Source organism: Empedobacter sp. GD03861, assembly GCF_029840885.1.
In the GTDB taxonomy this organism is placed as follows: Bacteria; Bacteroidota; Bacteroidia; order Flavobacteriales; family Weeksellaceae; genus Empedobacter; species Empedobacter falsenii_B.
Genome location: NZ_JAOCDJ010000003.1, coordinates 1 through 19736, shown reverse-complemented (window position 1 = coordinate 19736; position 19736 = coordinate 1). Strand labels below are relative to the sequence as shown.

The following is a 19736-nucleotide window of genomic DNA, read 5'->3' as shown; positions in this document are numbered from 1 at the left end:
TTTAACAAGAAAAATAAGTTTACAATCAAATGATATTTCAATCAGAATATGATGTAATTGTAGTTGGTGGTGGTCACGCAGGTGCAGAAGCAACAGCGGCAGCAGCCAATTTAGGAGCAAAAACGCTTCTTGTTACAATGAACTTACAAACAATCGGACAAATGTCTTGTAATCCTGCTATGGGTGGAATAGCAAAAGGACAAATTGTTCGCGAGATTGACGCTTTAGGTGGATACTCTGGTATTATTACCGACAAAACTGCAATTCAATTCAAGATGCTGAATCAATCAAAAGGTCCAGCGATGTGGTCACCACGAGCGCAATCAGACCGTATGCGTTTTGCAGAAGAATGGCGTTTATCTTTAGAGAGAACAGAGAATGTTGACTTCTTCCAAGATATGGTGAAAAACTTAATCATAGAAAATGGTAAAGTTTGTGGAGTAATTACAGCCATGGGAATGAAAATTCGTTCTAAATCTGTTGTTCTTACAAATGGTACTTTCTTGAATGGTTTGATTCATATTGGAGAAAAACAATTTGGAGGTGGACGCATGGGAGAATCTGCTGCTTTTGGAATTACGGAACAATTGGTTGATTTAGGTTTCGAAGCTGGAAGAATGAAAACAGGAACTCCTCCTCGTGTAGATGGTCGTTCTATCGATTATACGAAAATGGTTGAGCAACCAGGTGATGAAAATCCTTCAAAATTCTCATATACAAATACACAAAAATTAACAAAACAACGTTCTTGTTGGATTACCTATACGAATCAAGAAGTTCACGATTTATTGCGCGAAGGTTTTGATCGTTCTCCAATGTTTAACGGAACAATTAAATCGACTGGACCAAGATATTGTCCATCTATCGAAGATAAAATTAATCGTTTTGCAGACAAAGATCGTCATCAGATTTTTGCAGAACCAGAAGGTTGGCATACGATGGAATTTTATATAAATGGATTCTCAACATCTTTGCCTGATGATATTCAAGCAAGAGCTTTACGTTCTGTTCCAGGTTTTGAAAATGCTAAAATTTTACGTCCTGGATATGCCATCGAATATGATTATTTTCCACCAACACAATTAAAACATACGTTAGAAACTAAACTAATTGATAACTTATATTGTGCTGGTCAAATTAACGGAACTACAGGTTATGAAGAAGCTGCTTCTCAAGGCTTGATGGCGGGTATAAATGCTGTGTTGAAAATTCAAGGAAAGGATCCATTTATCTTAAATCGTAATGAAGCGTATATAGGAGTTTTAATCGACGATTTAATTACAAAAGGTACAGAAGAACCGTATCGTATGTTTACGTCTCGTGCAGAATATCGAATCTTATTGAGACAAGATAATGCTGATGAACGTTTGACAAGAAAAAGTTTTGAGCTTGGTTTAGCTTCAGAAGATCGCTTGAGAAGGATGGAAGAAAAATTTGATAAAGCTGAAAAGCTTGTTAATTATTTCGAAGAAAATTCTATCAAGCCACAAGAGATAAATGATGTAATTGAAGAGCGCGAAGGAACACCTTTGAAACAACCAAACAAAATGATTTCGGTTATTTCTCGTCCTGAATTAAAGCTTTCTGATTTTACAAAATTGAATCGTGTGAAAGAGTTTATTGAAACGAATGAATACGATCAAGAAGAATTAGAGCAAACAGAAATTCAGATCAAATACAAAGGCTATATTAAGAAAGAACAACAGAATGCAGATAAATTGCATCGTCTGGAAAATCTAAAAATTCCAGCTGATATAGATTATCATGTTTTTGGATCGATGTCGATAGAAGCTCGTCAAAAATTAACAAAAATAAAACCTGCAACGGTAGCACAAGCATCAAGAATTAGTGGTGTATCGCCAGCAGATATAAGTGTATTATTAATTTACATGGGAAGATAATATGGAAAATGTTCCACGTGAAACATCTCAAGAAAATCCTTCAAAAGAAGGATTTTCTGGTATTAAGAAATTAGATTTAAAAGATTATTTTTTAACAGGAGAAAAATTTGAGATTTACGAAGATTCAGAAACCGAAGTTTTGTACACTCTCCCCCAGCCTATCGAAAATTTAGGAAAGTATTACGAAAGTAAAAATTACATTTCCCATACCGATGGAAAGAAATCTATTTTCGAACGTTTTTATCAAATGGCAAAATCAATCAATCTAAATAATAAATTAGAATTGATTAATAAAGTTGGCAATGGTAAAAAGATTCTAGATTATGGTTGTGGTGTTGGAGATTTTTTAGAGCATCTACAAAAAAATGGTTATGATGTTTTGGGAATGGAACCAAATGATTCGGCAAGACGAATTGCTCAATCAAAAGTTGGAATAGAAAAAGTTACTTCTACAGAATTAGAACAGAATACAGAAAAGTATGATGTGATTACCTTGTGGCATGTTCTAGAACATATCCCTAATCTGAAAGAAATAATTACAGAACTAAAGAAACATTTAACAAAAAGTGGTATCTTAGTAGTAGCTGTCCCGAACCACCAATCGTATGATGCTAAATATTATGGTGAATATTGGGCGGCTTATGATGTACCTCGTCATTTATGGCATTTCACAGAAACCAGCATGCGAAAGTTATTTAGCAACTTTGGCATGAAAATTGAATCTATCCACCCGATGAAATTAGATTCATTTTATGTGAGTCTACTATCTGAAAAATATAAAGGTAATAAGTTAGGTTTTATCAATGCGCTTAGAATTGGTTTGAAGTCTAATACTCAAGCTAAAAAAACAGGTCAATATTCGTCTTTAATCTATATTATTAAAGCTGAAAATTAAAATAAGCGTTTTTAAAGAATGATTATCTAATCAGACGTATTAGGAATCGTTTTTTTTCTAAAACTTTATTAAATCTAATTTATAAAAGCCGTTTTTTAAGATTAATAATAGATAAAATAAATAGCTATGAAAAAAAGTATTTTATTATTTGGGATATGCGCTTCAGCATTTTTAACTTCTTGTGCATCTACAACCGTTGCAAAACAAGAAATACAAACAGGTAAAGAAGTAAGAGGTGCATGGACTTTGACAAATGTAGACTACCAAGGTTTAACAACAAACGAGGTACAAGGTAATGTAAAAATTACTGATGCAGTTGCGAAAGTTTTTGACACAGCAAATCCAGAATGTTATGAAGGTTCTACTTGGAACTTGGTTCAAAACAACAAAAAAGGAACTTACACTTTCAATAATGCAGGTGGAGATTGTCCTTCAGGAACGGCTAACATTATTTGGGATTTACAACAAGATGGTTCTACAACTTATTTCATCTTCAAAGATGTTACAGGAATCAAAGCGAAACAAAATACAGCAGGATATAAAATGCGTGTAGATTATGTTGATGCAAATTCGATGAAATTGGTACAAGATATCAATGCAAACGGAAAAATTGCTCAAGTGATTTATAACTTCGTACGTTAATCAACAATTAAAAAAACTTAGAAATTATGAAAAAAATAAATACTAAAATAGCTGCAATTGTATTGGGAGGTTCATTTATGATGTCTTCTTGTACAGCTGTACAAAATGCAAATAATACACAAAAAGGTGCTGGTATTGGTGCTGTTGCCGGTGGAGTTTTAGGAGGGCTTATTGGTAAAGGTGCTGGAGGTGCGTTAATTGGTGCTGCTGTTGGTGGAGCTGCTGGTGGTGTTATTGGTAACAACATGGATAAACAAGCGCAAAAAATTGAGCAAGTTTTACCAGGTGCAGAAGTTGTAAGAACTGAAGAAGGAATTAATTTAATTTTAGATGAAAACTCTAAAGTTACTTTTGATTACAATAAATCTTCATTAACAAGTACTGCAAAAGCAAACTTAGATAAATTAATTGAAGTTTTTAAAGAATATCCTGATACAGATCTTTTAGTTATTGGGTATACAGATAATGTAGGTTCTCAATCTTATAATAAACCACTTTCTGAACAAAGAGCACAATCTGTAAAAGATTATTTAATTTCGAAAGGAATTGCATCTTCTCGTCTAACATCTACTGGAAAAGGTATAGAAGATCCAATTGCAGATAATAGTACTGCTGAAGGTCGTGCTAAAAATAGACGTGTAGAAGTTACTATTACAGCTAACGAAAAAATGAAAGCGGACGCTGCTAAAGAAGCTAACGGACAATAATTCATTTCAATATAAAACAAGAAAAGCGTTCAGAATCTGAACGCTTTTTTTATGTTTAATAAGTTTGAGAATTATTTAAAATTAACCACAAACCATTTATTATTGATCTTTTCTAAAGTCACTTGATACGTCTTAGATGATTGGTCTTTTAAATTTGCATTCACTTCAACCAATGCAACTTTTTCATCTGCATCTAACACTTTTGCATCATTAATTGTTGCTTGCTCTAAATTCTTAATTGATTCATCAGAAGAAAATTTTTGGAAAGTATTCCATTCGCCACTTCTTGTCAACGCAAAAGCACCAGAATAATTTTTCTTTGATAAATTTGTCATAAAACGATTCGAAAGAGATTTTACCATTCCAGCTTCTTTACTTACATGTGCAGGCGTACTTTCAACCAAAAGAGAATCTACAACCTCAGCAGCACCAACTAAATTCAACGGAACTTTTACTGCTTTACGATTCGTTAAATAACGTTCAGAATTCGGAATTCGAACCAAAATGTCCAAACGATCATTCTTCAATTTTGATGGATCTAAAGATGAATATTTAATATTAATGGCATTCTTTCTGTACAAATCATCCATCGAATTTGGATCGATTGTAGAACGAAATGTATACACAATATTACCTGAATTAAACACTTCTATCGTTGCCGTTACAGCTTGATCCAATTGAATTTCCTCACCTTGCGCATTATAAAAGAATGGCGAAATTGAGATTCCTGTATCATCTTGTTTTAAACTAAAATCAAAACGTTGCACATTAGAAGTTGGTTCAGCAGGAGTTTCTACAGTTTCGGTTGCACCTGGTTTTGGAATTCCATTCACCAAAGGAACTTGATTTCTATTCCATGTAAATTTATTTTGTAACGCAACTTTTTCTGCAATATCAAAAACTTCATCTACCGTTTTTCCATCCAACAACGTACGCACAATTCCCCAACGCGCTTCATTATCCATTGATTGACTTGTGTTATACTCGAAAATAATTTGCAGAGCTTCCTTAAATTTATCTTGTTGCATAACAGGCAAAGCCTTCGAAATTTTGTCTACTGTTTCACTAAAAGTTTGTACAGATGTAGAATCAATTTCAATGTTATCATTTTTACAACTGATAATCATTAAAGCGAAAGAAGCAATGATGAATAAACGTTTCATATAGTATAGATTAATACGTTTTGAGTTAAAGTTTTATAAACAGTAAATATACTAAATACTTGTGTTGATAATGGTATTTTTTAACAAAAAAAAGCAAATTCCATTTCTGAAATCTGCTCTATATATAAAACAACTAAAACTTGAAAAAATTTCTAAATATCCATAGGAACTTCGATTAACATCAAGCGAGAATCTTTGGCTACATTAAACGAGAACTCGTTAGTATCCTTGATTTCGATGACATCTCTACGTCCTAATTTGTTTCCGTCAAATTCAACTTCTCCTTCCACAACCATAAAGAAAACACCATTTCCTTCTTTTTGTACTTTGTATGTTTCTTGTTTATCTTCTGTATAATTTCCTAAGAAAATCCACGCATCTTGATGAATCCAAACTCCTTGATCATCTGCATTTGGAGAAAGAACTTGGTATAATTCATTCTCTTTTGCTACATCACGAACAGAAATTTGTTGATAACGAGGCTCAACATTCATTTTATTTGGAATAATCCAAATCTGAAAAAAGTGTCCTTCTTGATTTTCATAAGCATTCATTTCGCTATGAAAAACTCCTGTACCTGCACTCATTACTTGTACATCTCCAGACTCAATTACAGAACCTGTTCCCATTGAATCTTCGTGCGAAATTCCTCCTTTTGTAGGAATTGTAATAATTTCCATATTATCATGAGGATGTTTTCCAAATCCCATTCCTCCAGTAATTATATCATCATTTACAACGCGCAAAGCACCAAAATGAATACGAGCTGGATCGTAATAATTTGCAAAACTGTAAGAATGTTTAGAGTCTAACCACCCATGATTTCCTCCACCTCTTGATTCTGATTTAAATATTTGGTAATTCATAGTAATTTATTTTTATACAAATTTAGGGTGCAAAAAAAACTTATCTATTGACATGTGATAAGTTATCAATTAACACACCTAGAAGATGAATAAAACTTTTTTTAAATTATTAACAAAATGTTAAAAATAATTTATATTTTAGCATTCAGTTAACACATGAGACATATATATGCTATCAATTTCAGGCGAATCAACATTTAATGTTATACTTTGGATTCTACTCCAAATCGTTCTTGTTATTATAGTAGCAGTTATTTTGTATAAAGTTTACAAAAAACTTACAAAATGAAAAAAGGTTCCGAAGTTTCGGAACCTTTTTAGTTTATATCAATTAATCATTACTGATTATTCTTCCAATCAATTATTTTATCACGAATAAACTCTGCTAATTTCACTTTACTTTGATGCGTCCAACCTGCAATATGTGGCGCCAAAACAACATTATCCGCTTGGATTAAATACTGAAATTCTTCTGGTAAATCAGATGCAACTAATTTCTCAAAACTCGATTTTTCAAATTCTAAAACATCTAAAGCTACTCCTAAAATTTTTCCTGTTTTCATTGCTTCAACCAAATCTTTTGTCACAACAGATTTACCACGCGCTGTATTCACAAAATAAAATGTTTTTTTAAAGTTAGAAATAAATTCTGCATTAATCATTTGCATCGTTTCTGGTGTTTGCGGCGTATGTAAACTTACAACATCAGCTTGTTCAAAAATTTCTTCTAACGAAACTTGCTTCGCAAATTCATTTCCTTTATTTGGCAAAATATCATAACAAATCACATTAACTTCAAAACCCTGCAAACGTCTCGCAAAAGCATTTCCCATATTTCCATAACCAATAATTCCAACCGTTTTTCCCTTCAATTCATCACCACGATTTTCTTCACGTTTCCAAATTCCATTACGAACTTCGTTATCAGCTCTGCGCAAATGATGCATCAACATCAACAACATACCAATCGCATGTTCACCAACAGAATCTCGGTTTCCTTCGGGAGAATTGAATAAAACAATGTTATTTTCGGCTGCAAACTCTTCGTCAATATTTTCCAAGCCTGCCCCTACTCTACCAATAAACTTTAAATTCGTTGCTTTTGCTAAAAAATCTTTATCAATTGGAAATCTACTCCTTACAATCATTCCATCATATTCATTGATCTTTTGTTCGATGATTTCTTTGGGTGAAGTGTAATCTTCATCAACAATAAACCCTGCTACACGAAGTCCATTATTTAGACATTCGTGATTAGAATCAATTGCTAAAATTTTATAAGGCGTATTCATTGCAAAAATTTTAATCAAAGTTACAACGAATGCAAGTATTATTATAAAATTGAAGATAAAATTGGTTACAAACAAATCGTTTATAACTACGTTAATAATATTTTAATTTATTGAAAATGTATAATTTATATTGCTAATTAAATAATAATTGAAGTTTAAAAAATGATTTTTAAAGCATTTGGTATGACCTTAACTTTTACTTGAAGTGAATCGGTATTATGAAGCTCTCCATCAAGCTGATACGTAATTGGATTATGATCTAAACTTTCAATCTTGAACTTTTTCACTTTTCGATACTTTGCTTTGTCCAACAAATCAATCTTTTTGGCTAAAACCAGTACAGAAAAATAAAATTGCTCGAAAACATCCAAATCTTCTATCATCAATAAATCCAATTCACCATCAGACAAATCAGCTTTCGGTGTAAAAGAGATTCCATAACCAGCAATGTTAGAATTAGAGCAGAATAGATAATAAAAATTTTTCTCAATAATTACATCATCTATATAAAGTCGAAACAATTTCGATTTATAATTCAACAACGTTTTCACAGATGCATCAAAATATCCAGTAATCGTACGCTTTTGATTTTCTTCATATGTTTTTATAACTTCTGCATCAATCCCAAAACCTAAATTGCTAAAAAAATACTTGTCCTCTACTCTGCCAACATCAATCGTATGAACTGCATTTGATTTGATAATTTCAATCGCTTTGTTAGCATCTTTCGGAATATTAAGATTTGTTGCCAAACCATTTCCAGATCCAGCAGGAATTATTCCTAACGGAATATTTTTTTTCACCAAAGCACTCGCCACTTCATTGATTGTCCCATCACCACCGCATGCAACAATCACATCCGAATTTTCTGCAATCGCCTCCTTCACCAATTCTTTTGCATGAAATTGATAAGCTGTTTCTTTCAAAACGATTTCGTCTGAAGAATCAAATTTTGATTGTAAAAAATCGAGCGAAATATCGTGTTTTGCGTTTCCAGAATTTGGATTAACAATGAAAGTGTACTTCATTTTTTGGGAATTGAAATTTATCAAAACACAAAAATAAGAAATCTAAAAGAATCAAGCTATTTAACGTCTTTTTTTGAGGAAAAACTATCAAAAACTTTCTAACTTTGTAGTATGAAAATTAAAGAAATTCAAAACGAAATAGTAGACGAATTCTCATTTTTTGACGATTGGGAACAACGCTACGAATATTTGATCGAGTTAGGAAAAAGCTTAAATACTTTGCCTGAAGAAGCAAAAACAGATGATAAAATCATAAAAGGTTGTCAATCTTCTGTTTGGTTAGATGCAGAATTGGATGGTAATACAATCGAATTTAAAGCTGATTCTAATGCTATTTTACCAAAAGGAATTGCCGCATTATTGGTGAGAATGTATAATCATCAAACACCAAAAGATATTTTAGAATCGGATACAGATTTTATCAACGAAATTGGTTTATCAGAATTTTTATCACCAACTCGTGCAAACGGATTATTAGCGATGATAAAACAATTCAAATTTTATGCGATTGCATTTCAATCAAAACAAAATAATAGTTAGACACATCATCTAATCAACCTTATAAAATAATGAACGACTTTTTAGGCCAAGCATTTATTTTTCTATTTTCCGCTGTAATCTGCGTTCCTATTTCCAAAAAATTAAGAATGGGTTCGGTTTTGGGATATTTAATTGCCGGAGTTTTAATTGGACCTTATGTGCTAAAATTTGTTGGCAATGACGGAACAGACATTATGCACGCCACAGAATTTGGTGTAGTTATGATGCTTTTTTTGGTCGGATTAGAACTTGATCCAAAGGAATTCTGGAAGATGAAAAATAAAATCATCAACCTTGGTGGAATGCAAGTTTTGGGGACGATAATTATTGCAACTTTAGTCGGAATGTTTGCCTTGAAAATGGATTTTTCTTTGGCTGTTTCTATAGCTTTTGCAATAACCATGTCTTCAACAGCCATTATTATGCAAACACTTAGCGAAAAAGGATTGACCAAAACAAGCATAGGTAAATCGACTTTTTCAGTCTTGTTGTATCAAGATATTATGGTAATTCCGATCTTAGCAATTATTCCACTTTTAGTTGGAGATTCTTTGATTCAGTCCATTGGAGATGATTCTAAAAGTTTGTTAGTTGGTGGACCAGCGTTCATGAAAACCTTGGTTATTGTTGGTGCCATTACGTTTATTTATGTGATTGGAAGATATATCATTACACCTTATTTCAAATATGTTGGACAATTACAAGTTCGAGAAATTTACACCGCTTCTGCCCTACTTTTAGTGATTGGAGTTTCAATTTTAATGCAAAAAGTTGGAATTTCTCCTGCCTTGGGAGCATTTATTGCTGGTGTTGTTTTGGCGAATAACGAATATAAACATCAATTAGAAAGTGACATTGAGCCATTCAAATCATTATTATTAGGAATCTTTTTTATTGCTGTTGGATCAACGATTAACTTCAAATTAATTGCAGATAAACCTTTTATGATTCTTGGATTAACATTTGGAATAATGTTAATAAAATCATTGGTTTTATGGTTTATTGGAATCAAACATAAATTTGATTTTGATCAAAAATGGTTGTTCATTTTGCTTTTATCACAAGTCGGAGAATTTGCTTTCGTTATCTTATCATTGACTCGAAATTTAGATATTCTAAACAAAGAATGGTACGATTTGATGTTAGCTACAACAGCGATAACAATGGTAATAACACCATTACTTTTAGTCTTAAATGAAAAATTAATTCTAAAATATTTTGGTGTAAAAACAAAAGTAAAAACAATCATTGAAAACGATAAAATAAATCCAAATTCAGCTGATGGACAAATTATCATCGCAGGTTTTGGAGATTTTGGAAATACAATTAGCCGTGTATTGAAAAGTACTGGAATAAAATCGATTGTTTTGGATAACGATAGTGAGCGTGTAGAGAAAATGCGCAAACAAGGTTTTAATGTTTTTTATGGCGATGCAACAAATGTTAACTTACTAAAATCGGCTGGTGCTGAACATGCAAAATATTTTGTAGCTGCTTTGGATCCGCCAGAAATTAATCAAAAATTAGTTTATATTGTTCGTAAAAACTTTCCGAATTTAGAAATTATTGTTCGTGCAAAAAATCGTAGTTATGCGTATAATTATTTGAAAGATGGTATAGACGAAGTTTATCGAGAAAACTTTTTCTCATCTGTTTACGTTGGTAGACAAATCCTTATAAAATATGGTTTTTCACCTGAAGAAGCGTCTAAAATTGGGGAAATTTTCATAAAAAGTGACCGAAAATCGTTGCGTAAAATTGCAAAACATGCCGAAAATTCTGATCAATATTTTGAAGCATCTAAGCAAGAATTTGAAAAGCAAATGAAAATGGTTGCAAAAGAAATTAACAATAGGAATAATGGAGAAAACGAATCATAAAAAACTATTAGTTTTACGTTTTTCTGCTTTGGGGGATGTTACAATGATTGCTCCTGTTTTACAAGAGTTTATTGAACAAAATCCTAACATCGAAGTTTATGTTGCTTCGCGCCCTTTTATGGGAAATATTTTCAAGCAATTTCCTCAAATCAAATTTATTTCGGTTGATTTGAACAAAGACTACAAAAGCTTTTTTAGTTTGTTCAAATTATACAAAGAATTAAAACAATATAATTTTGATTATGTAGCTGATTTTCATAATGTAATCCGATCAAAAGTAATTACAACTTTATTCAAACTTAACGGAACAAAAACGGCCACTTTAGACAAAGGTCGTACAGAGAAAAGAGCTTTAGTCAATCAAGAAAATCGCGTTTTTAAGCAATTAAAATTAACAACTGAACGCTATGCTGATGTTTTACGTCAACTTGGTTTTAACGTCAATTTAAAGCATAAAATCGAACCAAAATCGATTAAGGAACCAAAATCAATTGGAATTGCTCCTTTTGCAGCCTTCACAAGTAAAATGTATCCAATCGAAAAGATGAAAATCGTAGCGACGAAATTAGCTAAAAATGGGTACAAAATTTATTTATTTGGCGGTGGAAAAGCTGAAATTGATGAATTAAAAACATGGGAAAATTTCAATCCAAACATCAAATCTTTAGCTGGAACAATCTCTTTTGAAGAAGAATTACAAGCTATTGCCAAATTAGAAGTAATGATTTCGATGGATAGCGCAAATATGCATTTAGCCTCGTTGATGGGAACACGCACAATTTCTATTTGGGGTGCAACTCATCCATTTGCTGGATTTTTAGGTTATGGACAATCTATGGATGATGTGATACAAGACGAATCGATGAAAATTCGTCCAACTTCTATCTTTGGGAAAGATCCAAAAAAGTTTAAAAACTATGATTATTTTCAAAATTTGAGTGCCGAGGATGTTTATCAACAAATCGTCAATAAACTCGAAAAATAATACTTTTAAAAGCATCATAACGATGCTTTTCCTATTTTTATAAGAAATTAAAATCACATGAAGTATACATTTCTTATTCTTGCCTTATGCTCAAATTTTTTATTTGCACAAGAACCGAAAGTTATTTTGGTTACGTTGGATGGTGTTCGTTGGAAAGAAGTTTTCCGTGGAGTTGAAAAATCAATTTTAAATGATAAAAAATACAACTCACTTATTGTCCAAACTAATGAAAAATATTGGACTGAAGATTCAATCAAACGTCGCGAATTATTGATGCCTTTTACATGGAAAACGATTAAAGAAAAAGGTGTGATTTTAGGAAATCGTGACGAACAAAACTTTGTTAATTTGACCAACAAAAGATTGTGGTCTTATCCTGGATACAACGAAATAATTACAGGAAAAGCTGATGATGAGCGAATTAAAAATAACAAAGATATTCCGAATCCTAATGTTTCAGTTTTTGAAATTGCAAATCAGCAAAAGAATTTAAACAATAAAGTAATGGCTTTTGGAAGTTGGAGAATGTATACAAATATTTTCAACCAAGAACGTTCTAAATTGTTTGTAAATGCTGGATATCAAGATAGTTTTAATCAAAACAAATCTGAACGAGAATTGCTTATCGAACGTTTTCAGTTAGAAACACCAAGACAATGGTGGGGAACTAGATTTGATATTTTTACGCACGAATTTGTCTTAGAAGCCATGAAAAATCAGAAACCTAAATTACTTTTTATAGGTTATGGAGAAGCGGATGATTACGGGCATGATGAAGATTACGATCAATATATTACTTCAATAAACCGCAATGATAGAATGATTGAGGAATTATGGAATTATGTACAAAGCGATCCATTCTATAAAGATCAAACAACTATTATTGTAACAACTGATCACGGACGTGGAAATGGAAGACAATGGACAGAACATTATGATGAAATTCCTGGATCGGACGAAGGATTTATTTTGCTGATTGGAAACAGAATTAATCCTAAAAATTTCAAACAAAACCAAACTTATCTCAATCAAATTGCCTCTACTATTGCTGATTTGATGAAAGTAAAAACATGGAATTATAAAGATTCTGGAAAATCTCTTTTGAAGTAAATTTGGCAGATTTGGATATACTCTTCTAACAACAAAATGCGACTTACAGAGCATTTTAAAACTCGATTTTACTTATTCAAAACGGCACTATTTCAAACACAATAATTTAACCTAAAAAAATATATGAACAATCTTTACACAAGATCAGGAGGACTTATAATAGGTTCTATTAGAATCTCAAGTTTACTTGCTCAAATAAATATTTATGAAGACAGGTTAATAATAAATTATTTGTTTTTCTTTAAAATAATCCTTTTAAAAAAAGATATTATAGATATAATTGCATCTAACGATTTTTTTGAAAAAGGAATTAAAATTCTTCATAAAAGCCCTAAATATGATTCAAAAATAATTTTCAGAGTTTCTAATCCTAATAAATTAATAGAAGAAATAAAAAAAACAGGTTTTATGAATTAATGATAAAATATTTATTTTTATTTCTCTACTATTGAGGATTATACAAATAAAAATATTATAAACAAAAAAAGCTCATTCATTGAATGAGCTTTTTATATTTCTAACTTGTTTGTTCTTGATTAATGAGCTGATTCTCTATTTTTTGATCGATTTCTTTAAAGAATCCGAAACCTTTTAGGATAATGATTAATCCAAAGATTAAAAGACAAATTCCAACTCCTTTTCGTACCATAAATACTTTTTGATCGGTAAAACGTTTTTGAAGTTTTCCTGCCAAAAATATTTTTCCCAAATCTATTACAAAATAGGTGGTCAAAACAACGCCCATGTAAAGCATAAAATCGCTTGGATTTGGATATTGAATCATAATTGAAGAGACAATTACAAACCAAAAAACAATGACACCGATATTCAACAAATTCATAATGAATCCATTGATAAACGTTCTCAAATAATTGTTGCTTACAAATCCTGCTTCGCCTTCTATATGTAGCTTTGGTTTAGAGAAATACATGAAAATTCCGTAAATCAATACAAAGAAACCTGCAATGATATAAATACGGTAAAACTTTGGATGATTGGTCACATAATCTGTAAAATCTTTACTTCCATAATAGGCTGCTGCAATACACAAAATATCGGCTGCAATAACTCCTAAATCTAGAACTACAGCGGTTTTCCAACTTCTACGCAAACTGGTTTCAATAAGTAAGAAAAATACAGGTCCAATAAGAATTGTACTTAACAAAAAACCTATTAGTATGGCCGAAAATATTATTTCCATAACATAATTAAGGTCTGCAAGATAAGTCTAAAATATGAAACTTAAGCATCAACTAATTCAAAATCTAATTGCTTCTTGATTAAATCAGCATTTAAAACTTTGATTCTAACCGGACTTCCTAACTGATATTTAACACGTGTGCGTTTACCTATTAAAGCATGATTTTTTTCGTCAAAAACAAAATGATCACCTTTCATAGCACGAGAACGAATCAAACCTTCGCAACGCGTTTCTGGAATTTCAACGAAGATTCCATAATCTTGTACACCTGTAATAAAAGCATCAAAAGTTTCGCCAACAAATTGCTCCATGTATTTTACTTGCATATATTTTATTGACTCTCGCTCTGCTTCTGCAGCAATTTTTTCGCGAGATGAACAATGTTTTGCTTTATCTTCGTAAACAGCCGCTGCAGGAGATTTTTTACCATCTAAATAATCTTGCAACAAACGGTGCGCAATCATATCTGGATAACGACGAATCGGCGATGTAAAATGCGTGTAATAATCGAACGCTAAACCGTAATGTCCTATATTCTCTGTTGTATATTTTGCTTTCGCCATTGTTCGCATTGCCAAAGTTTCAACCATATTTTCTTCTGGTTTTCCTTTCACTTCTGCTAACAACTTATTCATAGAATTGATAGTTGTTTTACGATCTCCAATCTCTAATTCATACCCAAATTGGCGAATAAAATTCTTTAAGTCTAATAATTTATCTGGATTCGGATCATCGTGAACACGATAAATATAAGTGTTCGCATTCTCTTTTCCGTGTTTATCTAAACTGATGAATTCTGAAACTTTTTTGTTACATAATAACATGAATTCTTCAATCAATTTATTCGAATCTTTCGAAATTTTGAAGAAAATTCCTTGCGGATTATGCGCTTGATCTAAATCGAATTTTACTTCAACTTTATCAAAATTAACCGCTCCATATTTCATACGTTTTCCACGCATTGTTTTTGCTAATCGATCTAAAGTCAAGATTTCATCTTTAAAATCTCCATCTTTTCCTTCGATAATTTCTTGTGCTTCCTCGTATGTAAAACGTCTGTCCGAATGCGTTACTGTACGACCAAACCATGTTTTTACAATCTTTGCATTATCATCCATTTCGAATACACCCGAAAACGTATATTTATCTTCGTTTGGACGCAAAGAACACGCAACATTCGACAATACTTCTGGCAACATCGGCACTACTCTATCCACCAAATAAACGGAAGTTGCACGCTTGTAAGCTTCTTGCTCAATCAACGAACCTGGACGAACATAATGCGTAACATCTGCAATATGAACACCGATTTCCCAGTTTCCGTTCTCTAATTTTCTGATTGATAAAGCATCATCAAAATCTTTTGCATCTTTCGGGTCGATTGTAAACGTCGTTACATTTCGCATATCTCTACGGCGAGCTGCTTCGGCTTCATCTATCGAAGTATCCAACTGATTTGCTTCTTCTTCTACGTCATCTGGAAATTGAGCTGGCAAATCGTATTCTAACAAAATCGCATGAATTTCTACATCCGTATCGTCTGGACTACCCAAAACTTGTGTGATTTCTCCAAATGGTGAATTAGATCCTTCCGGCCAATTTGTTAATCGAACCACAACTTTTTCTCCTGGTTGAGCATTTTTAATTTTCTCTTTCGGAATAAAGAAATCGTGATTACCATTTTGCATCGTTACAAAACCAAAATTTCCGTTTTTTCCTAACTCGAAAATCCCAGTAAATTCAGTTTTATTACGCTCGACAATTTCTACAATTTCTCCTTCTGCTCTCGATTGATTGGCATGTTTTTTTGGATAAACATATACGCGAACCGTATCGCCCATTAAGGCATTTCTCGTTTTTCCTTTTTGTACAAAGACATCTTGTTCAAGACCATCAATCATAATATAAGCACTTCCCGAAGAAGTCAAATCCGCAATCCCAACCATATAATCATTGGTTGCATTGATTTTGTATTTTCCTCTTTCTACTTCAGAAATCTTTTTGTCAGCTAATAAAACATTCAAATTCTTAATCAATAATTCTGTATCAATTCGATTTGTTAGGTTTAAAGCTGCTGCAATTTGTTTATAATTTAAAGGTTTATTCGGATTTTGAAATAAAACTTCGATGATAGACTTCGTAAACTTTGTTATGTTTTTGTCTTTTTTCGCCTTTGTATTTTTAAAATTTCTTCTTGGCATAATTTGTTTTCTGTCAAATCTCTTCTTGTTTTTTCGAGATTTATTTTAAAATAGTTAATAAATAAACATCTTAATTATTTGATTATCAAATTATTTTTAATAACTATTGATAAGATGTTAATAAACAACATAACCACTGCAAAGGTAATATATCCTTTTTCTAAAATAACAATTTACAGCCAATTCTATGTTACGGAAAGGATAAGATTACTTGTAACGTTTTGATTTATTGCGAAAATTGAGCCAAAAAAACTATTTTTGCATTGATAATTAATTGAATGAAAACTAAACCATTATACCAAACCTACTTGATTAACCTTGATCGAGCTACGGATCGGCTTGAATTGATGCAAAAAGAATTCGAAAAATGTGAGATTACTTACGAAAGAATTTCTGCTGTAGATGCCAAAACTTTGGATTCGTCAACCTATAAAGTAAAAAATAAATATGACCGCGATTTAGTTCCTGGAGAAATTGGTTGTTATTTGAGTCATGTGAAAACGCTAGAAACTTTTTTGACTTCTGAAAATTATTTTGCTTTGATTATAGAAGATGATGCTATTTTGGTTAATGATTTCAAATCTGCTGTAGAAAAAGCAATGATTCAATATGATGATTTAGAAAGAAAAGATCATTGGGATGTTTTGAAGTTGTTTAATGGAAAACGAAAACATATCAAAATAGCTGATGTTGACCAAAAATATATAATTGCAGCTTGCGGAACGAGTATTCCAATCACAACAATTGCTGCCATTTGGACAAGAAAGGCCGCAGAAAAATTTTTGAATAAAATTAAAACTCCACTTCCTACAATTCAACGTCCTATTGATTGTGATTTACAGCATGCTTGGGAATTTGATTTAAGAATATATAATCTTCTTCCATCGCTTGTTAAACCAGCTCCAGTAGAAACGCAAATTCAGATTGATCGCAGTTTAAGAAAGTCTAAATTTCCAAGACAAATTCAATACGAATTGAATCGATTATTTCCTAAATATTTCTATTTGATTAATCATCATGGTTTCAAAAAATTCTATGATAGTTTTATTTCGAAGAAAAACGAACGTATTTCTTAATCAACAATTATAAAACATATTAAATATCTGAATTAAAACAAATTAACAGCCTTTATCAACAGTTATAAACATTGTTAATTTCGATATAAAATACAAAAAAAGCAGTTTCAAAATTTTGAAACTGCTTTTTTATTTATAATAATTCGATGCTTTCTTCTTTTAATTTTTCTTTTACTTTTCCGTCCCAAATACTTGCTTGTACTTCACCAATATGTCGAGATTTCAACATAAACATACACATACGAGATTGTCCAATTCCACCTCCAATAGATTCTGTTAACTTGTCATCTAACAACATCGAGTGAAATAATAAATTTTTACGATCCGAAAAATCTCTAATTTCTAATTGTTTGGTCAAAGCTTCTTTATCTACACGAATTCCCATCGAGGATAACTCGAAAGCAGATTCTAAAACAGGGTTCCAAACTAAAATATCACCATTAAGACCTCTAAAACCAGCACTGTTTTCTGTACTCCAATCGTCATAATCAGCAGCACGTGCATCGTGTAATTCTCCATTACTCAATTCTCCTCCAATTCCGTAAATAAAAACAGCTCCAAATTCTTTACAAATTGCATTTTCTCTTTCTTTCGGCGTAAGAGTTGGATATTTCTGTAATAAATCTTCAGACGAAATAAATGTAATTTGTTCTGGTAAAACAGCTTTCAATTGTGGATATTTTGCTTCTACATTTTGCTCCGTTTTTTTAATAACTTCATAAATCGATTTTACTGTCGAAAAAAGATAATCCAATTGGCGATCTTGCGGCACAATTACTTTTTCCCAATCCCATTGATCCACATAAATAGAGTGAATTGGCGAATAATCTTCGTCTGGACGCAAAGCGCGCATATCTGTTATAATTCCTTCGCCTGGTTCAATTTCTAATTCTTTCAAGCGAATACGTTTCCATTTTGCCAAAGAATGTACAACTACCGCATTTTTATCATTCAAAGATTTTATAGGGAATTTTACAGGTCTTTCGATACTATTCAAATCATCATTAATACCTGTTCCATCCAAAACTACCAATGGTCCAGAAACTGGAATAATGTTTAATTCTTTTTGTAATCCTTTCGAAAATTCTTCTTTTACAAAAGAGATTGCTTGTTCTCTACGTAATAATGCTCTGCTCATCTTTTTAATCTTTAAATGATTTGTTTTTTTAACTGATGTAAAAGTAGAACAGCTAAAATCAATAAATATACTATTGACTTAAATTGGTTTAAAAATATTTAATTTTAAATATAAAATATTGTTTATACTTAACTATTTAAACTTTATAATAGTTTTAAATTTAATTTTTAAAATAAAAATCGGTAAACTCTAACGAATTGACCGATTTTATATCTTATAATAGATGTATAAAATTATCCGTTGTATGAACAAGCAATTTTATCTACGCGTCCTTGGTGACGACCACCTTCAAATTCTGTTGCTAAAAATGTATTCACAATTTCTTCTGCATATTCATACGCAATAAAGCGTGCAGGTAAAGTTAACACATTTGCATTATTGTGTTGACGAGCTAACTTGGCAATATCCATCATCCAACATAATGCAGCACGAATTCCTTGGTGTTTATTTGCAGTCATTGTAACGCCTTGCGCACTACCACAAATCAAAATTCCGAAATCTGCTTTTCCATCTTCCACAGCTTGTGCCGTTGGGTGTGCAAAATCAGGGTAATCAACACTCGCTGTTGAGAACGTACCAAAATCCTCAACCTCAAATCCTTGACTTGTTAAAAAGGGTACTAATTTCTCCTTATAATCGAACCCAGCATGGTCCGCTCCGATTGCAATTTTCATTTAATTAACAGGTGTTTTTGTTGTTTTTGTTTAAATAATTGTAAATCAAATGTTAAGTAAAAGTAACAACTTGTTAAAAGATGATTGAATAAAACTAATAACTTTTCGAGAGAAAAATTTGGAAATCTGATTCAAAAAATCAATTAGAAATAAATCAATACAAGTCAAGTAAAAGTTTTCATTTTGGCATAAAAGATTTACACACCGTTATGAATAGTTTTCACAAAACTTCTTTTTAACAAAAGTTGTTTATCAACCAAAATGATAAATTGTTGATAGAATATCTAACTCTTTCATTACAAAACAAAATTACAAATAATAGCTTGTTAATTGCTATTAAATAAAATTTATCTCACTTTAGTTATCCACATATTAACAGTGCTAATAATAGTAACATTTTTTTCTTTTTTTAAAATTTAAAAATTAATTAAACTATA

The 19736-nt window shown here is 31.5% G+C and carries 18 protein-coding genes; 10 read left to right on the top strand and 8 right to left on the bottom strand.

Features of this window, described 5'->3' with window-relative positions:
* Positions 1-29 precede the first annotated feature (29 nt).
* From mnmG to N5D03_RS02145, 4 genes are all read left to right on the top strand, one after another.
* Positions 30-1901, top strand: coding sequence for a tRNA uridine-5-carboxymethylaminomethyl(34) synthesis enzyme MnmG (gene mnmG / locus N5D03_RS02160; protein WP_185144108.1), 1872 nt, complete (start codon positions 30-32; stop codon positions 1899-1901).
* A gap of 1 nt (position 1902) precedes the next feature.
* Positions 1903-2796 (top strand): class I SAM-dependent methyltransferase, encoded by an 894-nt coding sequence (locus tag N5D03_RS02155; RefSeq protein ID WP_052217864.1) that lies wholly within the window; start codon positions 1903-1905, stop codon positions 2794-2796.
* 126 nt (positions 2797-2922) lie between these two features.
* Positions 2923-3438, top strand: a complete 516-nt coding sequence (locus tag N5D03_RS02150; protein WP_038336217.1) for a lipocalin family protein — start codon at positions 2923-2925, stop codon at positions 3436-3438.
* A 26-nt stretch (positions 3439-3464) separates the two neighbouring features.
* A complete protein-coding gene (locus N5D03_RS02145; RefSeq protein WP_280049802.1) occupies positions 3465-4145 on the top strand; it encodes an OmpA family protein in 681 nt (226 codons plus the stop codon).
* Positions 4146-4216: 71 nt separating this feature from the next.
* Here N5D03_RS02145 and N5D03_RS02140 read toward each other — a convergent pair whose 3' ends face one another.
* The 4 genes from N5D03_RS02140 to N5D03_RS02125 all read right to left on the bottom strand — a co-directional run bounded on the left by N5D03_RS02140 (position 4217) and on the right by N5D03_RS02125 (position 8494).
* Entirely contained in the window at positions 4217-5308 is a 1092-nt protein-coding gene (locus N5D03_RS02140; protein ID WP_280050816.1) for a hypothetical protein, read from the bottom strand.
* 152 nt (positions 5309-5460) lie between these two features.
* Positions 5461-6174, bottom strand: coding sequence for a pirin family protein (locus N5D03_RS02135; protein WP_280050815.1), 714 nt, complete (start codon positions 6172-6174; stop codon positions 5461-5463).
* Between the two features lie 338 nt (positions 6175-6512).
* Entirely contained in the window at positions 6513-7466 is a 954-nt protein-coding gene (locus N5D03_RS02130) for a 2-hydroxyacid dehydrogenase (protein WP_280050814.1), read from the bottom strand.
* Positions 7467-7621: 155 nt separating this feature from the next.
* Positions 7622-8494 carry a diacylglycerol kinase family lipid kinase gene (locus N5D03_RS02125; protein WP_280050813.1) on the bottom strand — a complete coding sequence of 291 codons (873 nt, stop codon included), beginning with the start codon at positions 8492-8494 and terminating at the stop codon, positions 7622-7624.
* 111 nt (positions 8495-8605) lie between these two features.
* Between N5D03_RS02125 and N5D03_RS02120 the strand changes: the two genes are divergently transcribed.
* From N5D03_RS02120 to N5D03_RS02100, 5 genes are all read left to right on the top strand, one after another.
* Entirely contained in the window at positions 8606-9034 is a 429-nt protein-coding gene (locus tag N5D03_RS02120) for a SufE family protein (protein WP_125349112.1), read from the top strand.
* Positions 9035-9063: 29 nt separating this feature from the next.
* A complete protein-coding gene (locus tag N5D03_RS02115; RefSeq protein WP_280050812.1) occupies positions 9064-10914 on the top strand; it encodes a monovalent cation:proton antiporter-2 (CPA2) family protein in 1851 nt (616 codons plus the stop codon).
* The gene (locus N5D03_RS02110; protein WP_280050811.1) at positions 10895-11899 is read left to right on the top strand and encodes a glycosyltransferase family 9 protein; all 1005 of its coding nucleotides are present in this window, start codon (positions 10895-10897) and stop codon (positions 11897-11899) included. The genes N5D03_RS02115 and N5D03_RS02110 overlap by 20 nt, the downstream gene beginning before the upstream one ends.
* A 57-nt stretch (positions 11900-11956) precedes the next feature.
* Complete coding sequence (locus N5D03_RS02105) at positions 11957-13009, top strand: alkaline phosphatase family protein (RefSeq protein ID WP_280050810.1); 1053 nt, start codon at positions 11957-11959, stop codon at positions 13007-13009.
* A 123-nt stretch (positions 13010-13132) separates the two neighbouring features.
* Complete coding sequence (locus N5D03_RS02100) at positions 13133-13426, top strand: hypothetical protein (RefSeq protein ID WP_280050809.1); 294 nt, start codon at positions 13133-13135, stop codon at positions 13424-13426.
* Between the two features lie 100 nt (positions 13427-13526).
* Here the strand turns inward: N5D03_RS02100 and N5D03_RS02095 are convergent, their stop codons facing one another.
* Positions 13527-14210 (bottom strand): LysE family transporter, encoded by a 684-nt coding sequence (locus N5D03_RS02095; protein ID WP_180905536.1) that lies wholly within the window; start codon positions 14208-14210, stop codon positions 13527-13529.
* Positions 14211-14251: 41 nt separating this feature from the next.
* Positions 14252-16411, bottom strand: coding sequence for a ribonuclease R (gene rnr / locus N5D03_RS02090; RefSeq protein WP_280050808.1), 2160 nt, complete (start codon positions 16409-16411; stop codon positions 14252-14254).
* A 278-nt stretch (positions 16412-16689) separates the two neighbouring features.
* On the opposite strand from rnr, the gene N5D03_RS02085 reads away from it, so the two are divergent.
* Positions 16690-17487: a glycosyltransferase family 25 protein gene (locus N5D03_RS02085; protein ID WP_038336196.1), complete on the top strand. Its 798-nt coding sequence runs from the start codon at positions 16690-16692 to the stop codon at positions 17485-17487.
* Positions 17488-17620: 133 nt separating this feature from the next.
* On the opposite strand, the gene asnA is transcribed toward N5D03_RS02085, so the two are convergent.
* Together asnA and rpiB are read right to left on the bottom strand one after the other, a co-directional pair.
* Positions 17621-18625, bottom strand: coding sequence for an aspartate--ammonia ligase (asnA, locus tag N5D03_RS02080; RefSeq protein WP_280050807.1), 1005 nt, complete (start codon positions 18623-18625; stop codon positions 17621-17623).
* 233 nt (positions 18626-18858) lie between these two features.
* Positions 18859-19299: a ribose 5-phosphate isomerase B gene (gene rpiB, locus N5D03_RS02075; protein WP_038336192.1), complete on the bottom strand. Its 441-nt coding sequence runs from the start codon at positions 19297-19299 to the stop codon at positions 18859-18861.
* Between the last annotated feature and the right edge of the window lie 437 nt (positions 19300-19736).